The following is a 7,237-nucleotide window of genomic DNA, read 5'->3' on the forward strand; positions in this document are numbered from 1 at the left end:
GCGAGTTTCCGCAGCGTCTCAAGGCGGGCGGTCTCCCGCTCACCCTGCTCCAACTTCCGGATGATGGAGAGCGATACGCCCGAGGCTTCAGCCAGACCGTGTTGCGTGAGCCCCCGGCGCTTACGTACTTCCTTCACGTGCTTGCCTGCGCTGCTCATATCACGAGAGTACGACGCAAGCGGCAGTGCGGCTCCCGGCAGATGTCAAGGCCAACGGCATCAGAGCCGGCTGTCCTGTCCGTCCGCACCCCGGGGCGAACACCCGTACGTACACGCCGTCTTCGCCCGGCGGCCCCCCAGAGCACCCGAGCCCAGCGCGACCCGGACGGGAGCGCCGGTCTCAAGTCAGTGCGCCCGCACGGTTGGCGAAGGCCCGGACGCCGGGGAGTACGCGGTCGTGTCGCATCAAGCCGGCGGCAATGGTGCGTACGGAGCTGCGGCGGACTTCCTGAGGGGCGGCCTGTTCGGCGGCCAGAAGGGCCCGATAGCAACGGTCGGGTTTGCCCCATTGGTCGAATGAGCGGGCGACATCGATCCAGTAGCGGGCCTGGCGTTCGGGGGTCGGCAGGTGGCCGGCATTGACGCGGCGGGCGTGTTCGATGGCCTGCCCCGAGTCGCCGAGGAGGTGGCTGATGGAGATCTGGTGCAGCAGGACCTGGCTGGGGCCGAAGAAGGCGGTGCCGCCCAGCTCGTCGTGCCCCAGCCGGCCAGCGGTGATCTCCGCTTCGGCAATCAGTTCGCGGGCTGTGTGCCGGTCGCCCTGTTTGGCTGCGGTGTAGGCGGCGGTGGCGTACAGGTTGCCCTGTACGGACAGCCGTTCGGCTTCCGGTGCGGTGCGATCGGCCGCCAGCTGTTGAGCAGCGGTCACGGCGACATCGGTAGCACGGGCGTAGTGGCCCTGGCGCCGCCAGGAGCTGGAGACCATGCGGTGTGCTTCGGCGACGGTGAGGGCACCGGCACCGGAGAGGGCCGCCGTCAGCGCCCGGTCGGCGGTGACGGCGGCGAGGCCGTCTTCCCCCAGCTTGATGCAGAGCCGGGTGGCGGTGTTGTAGAGCTCGGCGACGGCGGTGGCGGACCGCTCGGCCGCCCCCTGCTGGCCCAGGGCCTGGGCGAGGGCGATGCGGGACGGCAGCGCACGGGCAAGGATGTCGTAGCGACAGGTGCCGAACTCCCGGAGGGAGGCCGCGAGCGCGGCGGCCACCGCCTGCGGGGTGGGTTCAACGCCAGTGGCCGGGCCGCCCCGGTGCAGCAGCAGATCCTCCAGCCCGGCCAGAGCCGGCCGGGCGGTGGCCGGGGCCGCGCCGAAGACTGTGCTTGCGGCGGTCGTGGCCAGCCCGGCCAGGAGATTGCGGCGTCGCACTGGATCCTCACCCTCCTCACCGAACGGCGATGCTCCGGCCACCCTAGTTGCCGGGCCGGGCGGGTGAGAGGCGGATCCGTACGTCCCTGGCGGGGTGTGTCGTGATGCGAGGCCGAGCAGCTGGGGCGGGATGTTCAGAACCTCCGCGATCCTCCTCAGCAGTGCCATGTCGCGCATCGGCTGTTTGCCGCGTTCCATCCTGGAGATCGACGCGGCGGTGTAGCCAGTTGACGCTCCCAGATCGGCCTGGGTCAGCTCCGCCGCGAGACGGGCCAGTCTCACGATGGCACCGGGTCTGCTCTGAGCGATGGCCTCCAGCATCGGCGGCGCGCTCCAGATCGGGTGTGTGTCGTCCAGGGCCACGGTTCTCCACCTTCCGCTGAGTGGATTGTCGCGTCAACACCGCCGGGAACGCGAGGTTTTGCACGCCACTTACACGGGGTGTACGCCGCTTGCATATCGGCAGGACGCCTCTCCCCCGTCGCCCCGCCCGCCGGTTTCCTTCCCTCACCGGCGGACCGAGACCCGGACCGCCCACCAGGGAGGCGAGAATCGATGCGTGCGCTGGATCTGCTCAACACCCCTACCGCTGACTGGTCGTCGACCGACCCGGGGCAGGGGGCCGCCGATCAGAACGGCCTGCGGACGAAGCTGCGGGCCATCTTGCGGCTGGCTGGATCACCGGACAACCACCATCGTGTGGCCGAACGAGACCTGCACAGCCTGTCGATCGCCCCCGGGGCGCTCCAGGCTGCTCTTGCCGACTGCCACTCGGGTCCCGTGCATGTCACCGGCTCGCTGGACCGGCGTCTGGTGCTCATGAAGCGGAACGACGGTCTCTGGGTCCTCGGCGACCTGTCCGGGCTGCCGCACCGGACACGGGCCTGGCCCGCCTGGCTGGACGGCCGCATCGCCTTCGAGGATGATGCCTCCTGGTTGTCGCCGGCCGAGATCGAACCGGAGGCCGCTGAGCGGTTCGGCCGCCCCCGCGTACTGCTGGCCGCGCTCTACCACCCCGAATACTTCCCCCTGCCCCGCTTCCCGCTGGGCATCTCGGACGTGGCGCGGGCGGCCCGGTCCACCCTGCTGGGCACCGTTGAGCTGGCCGACATGCAGCTCGGCACCACCCTGGACGACCTGGTAGCCGGGCTACGGGAAGGGATGCCGGACATCCTTGGCGTATCCGCGACGTTCGGTCAGTACGACCTCCTCTCCCAGCTTCTGGACACCGCCTTCGCCCTGCCCTCTCCGCCGGTGATCGTGGCCGGCGGAAGCCTGGTCGCGCGCAACGAACGCCTCCTGCTGGAGCGCTACCCGGACCTGCTGGTGGCCCGTGCGGGAGGGGAAGCCACGATCGAAGGGCTCCTCGCCCACTGGCACGGCGATCTCGAACGTGAGCGGATCCCCGCGCTCGGCTACAACGGGGTCGCCCGCGGCGGCGGCATGACCATCACCCGCAGGCACACCGCCAAACCGGTCGCGCGGGACATGACCGCGGACATCTTCCCCGAGCTGGATCTCCTCCCTGCGACATTCGATCACCACGGCGTCGCCCAGCTCGAAGCCTCCCGAGGGTGCACCAACTTCTGTTCGTTCTGCCCGCGAGGCCACAAGGGCACCTGGTCCGGGGCCGCCCCCGACCGGCTGCCCTGGATGTTGCGGGAGATGGGACAGGTCTTCGACCGATACCCGCATGTCTCGCGCACCCTCTACCTGGTGGACGAGGAGTTCATCGGTCGCGGGGAGGACGCCGTGGACCGTGCGCTCGCCGTCTCCCAGGTGCTGGACGAGGCCGGGTTCGCCTGGGAGTCGAGCTGCCGTGTCGACCAGGTCGTCGACCCCGTCCAGGACACCGCCTGGCATGAGCAGCGGGCCCGGATGTGGCGCACCCTCCTCGACCGGGGACTCCGCCGGATGCTGTTCGGCGTGGAATCCGGCGTCGACTCCGTCCTGGAGCGCTTCAACAAGGAGACCACCGGCAGGCAGAACGCGCTGGCGATCCGCACTCTGTCGACCCTCGGCGTCCCCACCCGCTTCACCTACATCACCTTCGACCACCTGATGAGCCTGGAGGAGCTGAAGGCCACCTACGCCTTCCAGGGCCGGACCGACCTCCTGCTCGCCCCGCAGCCGGAGCTTCCCGTGGCCGACATCGTGGCCGGGGTACGCGATGAGGCGTTCGTAGCCGAGCACAGCATGGGGATGGCCCTGCACAACGGCGTCTCGTACATGCTCGTGTCGATGGAATGCCTGATCGGCGCTGCGTACACCCGCAAGGCGGCGGACGCCGGACTGACCGGGCAGGTAAGGCCATCGATGGGCAGGGTCGACGCCCGCTTCGCCGACTGGCGCATCGGCGTCGCCTCCGGCTGGGCACAGTGCTGGGTGGACCGGAACTTCGCCCTCGACTACACCCTGAAATCGCTGGAGAAAGTCCTGGACGGCAGTCGGCGGGACGCGGTCCGAGAGGCCCGGGTCGTGCTCAAGGGCGCCGCCTTCGCCGTCCTCGGCGACATGATCCGAGCCCTCGACCAGTACCCCCTGACAGGAGTCAGTGGCGAGGCCATACGCGACCTCACCCACCACGTCGGCCGGCTCCTGGAGGCCCGAATCGACCGGCTGCGCCCTCGCATGACCACCGCAGTCGAACACGTCGCCGGCCAGTTGCGGGGAGAGCACGCCACCACGCTCAGCCGCGAGCACGACCGATGGGCGACGACCACGGGCTGGGCCCTGATCAACGCCTCCGACTCCTGCGGAACCTAGGGAGCCCCCGATGGATTACACAGAGCTTCCGGGCCTCGGACGGCCTGTGTCGCGGATCGGCGCGGGCTGCTGGACCATCGGCGGCCCAGCCGTCAACAACGGCAAGCCGATCGGCTGGGAAGGAGTGGACGAGGACGCCGCCTACGCCGGTCTGGTCCGCTCCCGCGACCTCGGCGTCACCCTCTTCGACACCGCTGACGTCTACGGCCTGGGCCGCTCCGAACGTCTCATCGGCCGCCTGCTGGCCGAGATGCGCCGGGACGAGCTGGTGATCTCCAGCAAGGTCGGCTACTTCGCCGGCACCGCCCGCCACCCCTACCTCCAGCGGCAGATCCGCCACCAGCTCGCCACCACCCTGGACAACCTCGGCACCGACTACCTGGACCTGTACCACCTGCACAGTACGGACTTCGGCCCGCAGGACGCCTACCTCGCCCCGGCCATCTGGACGCTGCGGCGGCTTCGGGAGGAGGGCCTGATCCGCGCGGTCGGAATACGGGCCCCGCACCGATTCGCCGCCGAGTGGGCGACCGACCCTGACCACCCCCACGCCGCTGAAGCCCGCCGGTTCCTCGCCCTGTACGCGGCTGTGCGGCCCGATGCAATCACCGTCCGGCACAACCTCATGACTCCGCTGTACAGGCCGGACGAGACCGATGTCCTCGCCCTCGCCCGCCGGGACGGCGTCGGTGTCCTGCTCAAGCAGACCCTCGGACAGGGTCTACTTCTCGGTACCTACCGAAACCGCACCGAACAGGGCTTCAGCAGCGCCGACCACCGCTCCCGGAAACCGGTCAGCTCCACCCTCGTGAGCCTGGTGGAGCACGCCGTGGGCCGGATCGGACAACGGTTCGGCACCGCCCGTAGCGATCTGGCCCGGGTCGCCATCCAGTACGCCCTCCACACCGCCCCCGGAGCCGTCGCTCTCGTCGGATTCCGGGACGCCACCCAGATCACCGACAACCTTGCCCGCAGCGGTGAACCCCTCACCGACCAGAACCTGCACTTCCTTCACCGTGTCATGTCACCCGTGCGGGAGAACCTGACCGAATCCGGCCCCCTGGCCGGCCCCGCCCAGAAGAATCGCCCCACCGACCACCAGTAAGGAAACCACCGTGGAATACACCGAGGTCGAACAGAAGTACCGCCTCACCGGCCCTGCCCAACCCGTCAAGTCCACTTTGACCAGGCTGGAGGCCAAGCCCGGCACCCCATCACGGCAGATCGACACCTACTACAACGCGCCCCATCGGGACTTCCTCGCCACTGAGATCATCTCTGAATGGCTGCGCGTCCGCGTCGAGGACGCCACGGCTTCCCTCAACTTCAAGCGGTGGCACCCCCTGGAAGCCGCCATGAAGACCCACTGCGACGAGTACGAGAGCACGGTCAGCGACCCCGAGGCCATCACCCGGCTCCTCGCCGCCCTCGACTACAAGAAGATCGCCGTCGTCGACAAGGTCCGCGAGGAGTGGACCACCAGCGACGGCCAGATCGCCGTCGCCTTCGACGAGGTCGCCGACCTCGGCACCTTCATCGAGTTCGAGTTCAAGGGCGAAGCCGACAGCGTCGAAGCCGCCACTGCCTGCCTGGACGAGTTCATCGCCGATCTCGGCGCTGCACTCGGCGAACGCGTTCACGCCGGGTACCCGCATCTCGTCCTCGGACGGTAGACCGCTACCTGAACACACTGGAGCGGGACATCACGACACCCGCCCGATCGGACCGGCGCGGTTCAGCTCACGGACCCGAGACCGCAGCGATAGCAACAGCGGCGAATCGTGCGCAGGGGAGAGTGAGGGGCGGGGCCTTCGCCTAGTGTACGAGTCTGGTCCGTCAGACGCTTGACGGGTTGAGCGTCTGACACGTCGATGCCTCCGCTTACCGGCACTTCGCCACCTGCCCATTGATCGGCTAAGTGGCTGAGACGCTGCCACGCAGTGTCCTTACAGAGGCAGTCCCACGACATCCGCCATGGTCCGCATGTCGGCAGTCAGTGTTCGGCGACCCTTAAGGATCTTGGCGAGGATGTCTCGGGCGTACCGCTGGTTCGGAAGCCATTCGGGGCTGTCTTCTCTGATCTGTTCGAGCTTTCCGAACGCCTCGGAGTACTGACGGGTCCGGGCGTGGGCATGTGCCACATCCAGCAGGTAGCGGTTGCGGTTACTGGATGTTGCCGCCTTGAGCGAGCGAGGAGAGATGCCCTCGGCGAGGCGCAGAACCGCATCTGGGCGATCCGCGACGCTCGCGTTCTCGGCAGCCTTGAGATTGACCGTGGTGGGACCGAAGGCCCGCAGGATCTCGCTCTCCGGTGCGTGCTCGCGTCCTAGCAAGACCGCCGCCGAACGTGCGAGCCTGAGTGCGTCGTCCGCCTGTCCGGTCTGAGAGTTCCTTATCGCTGCCGCCGACACCCGGAGCAGCATCGAACCCCAAGCGCTCAGCTCGGTGGGAGTCGCGCGAGAGATGCGGGGCTCTATGTCGTCCGCCCACTTCACGGCCAGGTCGTACGCCGTATCCAACGACCCCTTCCGCAGAAGCAGCCAACACATCGTATTGACCGTGGCTGCTCCTTCCATGCGGTCTCCCGCATCGTCCAGCGCACGGCGGAGCGCAGTCTCAGCCGCACCGAACTGCCGTGTGTGGACCATGGCGCCGCCCGCGAGCTGTAACAGGCGGACACGGACCCTACGGCCGCTGTCTCCCAATGCCTCGGCATCCCGGAGCATCGGTGCCAGAACCTCTGCGAGCGCGCTGAACCGATGTGCGGCGTAGAGAGGCAGCGCCTCTACCGCCAGGCTCGTGCGTACGCCTTCGACGGTCGGCGGATCATCGTCCGATTCCAGGCGGAGCGGGGGCTGTTCGAGCGCTGCGCGGACTGCTCCCCATCGTTCTTCGGTGCCTTCCCTGGGCCCCTCTGGGCGCGGACCGTCGGACAGGCGCATGGTCGGCACGCGGAGTGCGACGGCGAGTTTCCGCAGCGTCTCAAGGCGGGCGGTCTCCCGCTCACCCTGCTCCAACTTCCGGATGATCGACAGTGAGACGCCCGAGGCGTCAGCGAGGCCCCGTTGCGTGAGCCCCCGGCGCTTACGTACTTCCTTCACGTGCTTGCCTG

The 7,237-nt window shown here is 68.6% G+C and carries 6 protein-coding genes; 3 read left to right on the forward strand and 3 right to left on the reverse strand.

Annotation, left to right across the window (positions count from 1 at the left end; all coding sequences use genetic code 11):
• Both FF041_RS17420 and FF041_RS17425 read right to left on the reverse strand, forming a co-directional pair.
• Positions 1-158: helix-turn-helix domain-containing protein (locus FF041_RS17420; protein ID WP_153523663.1), on the reverse strand; the 158-nt coding region annotated here is incomplete at its 3' end.
• Positions 159-339: 181 nt separating this feature from the next.
• Positions 340-1,722 carry a helix-turn-helix domain-containing protein gene (locus FF041_RS17425; RefSeq protein WP_323391981.1) on the reverse strand — a complete coding sequence of 461 codons (1,383 nt, stop codon included), beginning with the start codon at positions 1,720-1,722 and terminating at the stop codon, positions 340-342.
• Positions 1,723-1,914: 192 nt separating this feature from the next.
• Between FF041_RS17425 and FF041_RS17430 the strand changes: the two genes are divergently transcribed.
• From FF041_RS17430 to FF041_RS17440, 3 genes are read left to right on the forward strand one after another with little or no spacing between them, the layout of a single operon-like run.
• Complete coding sequence (locus FF041_RS17430) at positions 1,915-4,125, forward strand: B12-binding domain-containing radical SAM protein (protein ID WP_228388297.1); 2,211 nt, start codon at positions 1,915-1,917, stop codon at positions 4,123-4,125.
• 10 nt (positions 4,126-4,135) lie between these two features.
• Positions 4,136-5,230 (forward strand): aldo/keto reductase, encoded by a 1,095-nt coding sequence (locus FF041_RS17435; protein ID WP_153523664.1) that lies wholly within the window; start codon positions 4,136-4,138, stop codon positions 5,228-5,230.
• Between the two features lie 10 nt (positions 5,231-5,240).
• Positions 5,241-5,798, forward strand: a complete 558-nt coding sequence (locus tag FF041_RS17440) for a class IV adenylate cyclase (RefSeq protein WP_153523665.1) — start codon at positions 5,241-5,243, stop codon at positions 5,796-5,798.
• A 273-nt stretch (positions 5,799-6,071) separates the two neighbouring features.
• On the opposite strand, the gene FF041_RS17445 is transcribed toward FF041_RS17440, so the two are convergent.
• On the reverse strand, positions 6,072-7,237 hold a 1,166-nt coding region (locus tag FF041_RS17445; protein WP_153523674.1), incomplete at its 5' end, for a helix-turn-helix domain-containing protein.

Origin of the sequence: Streptomyces jumonjinensis, assembly GCF_009600885.1 — a bacterium.
Lineage (GTDB): Bacteria > Actinomycetota > Actinomycetes > Streptomycetales > Streptomycetaceae > Streptomyces > Streptomyces jumonjinensis.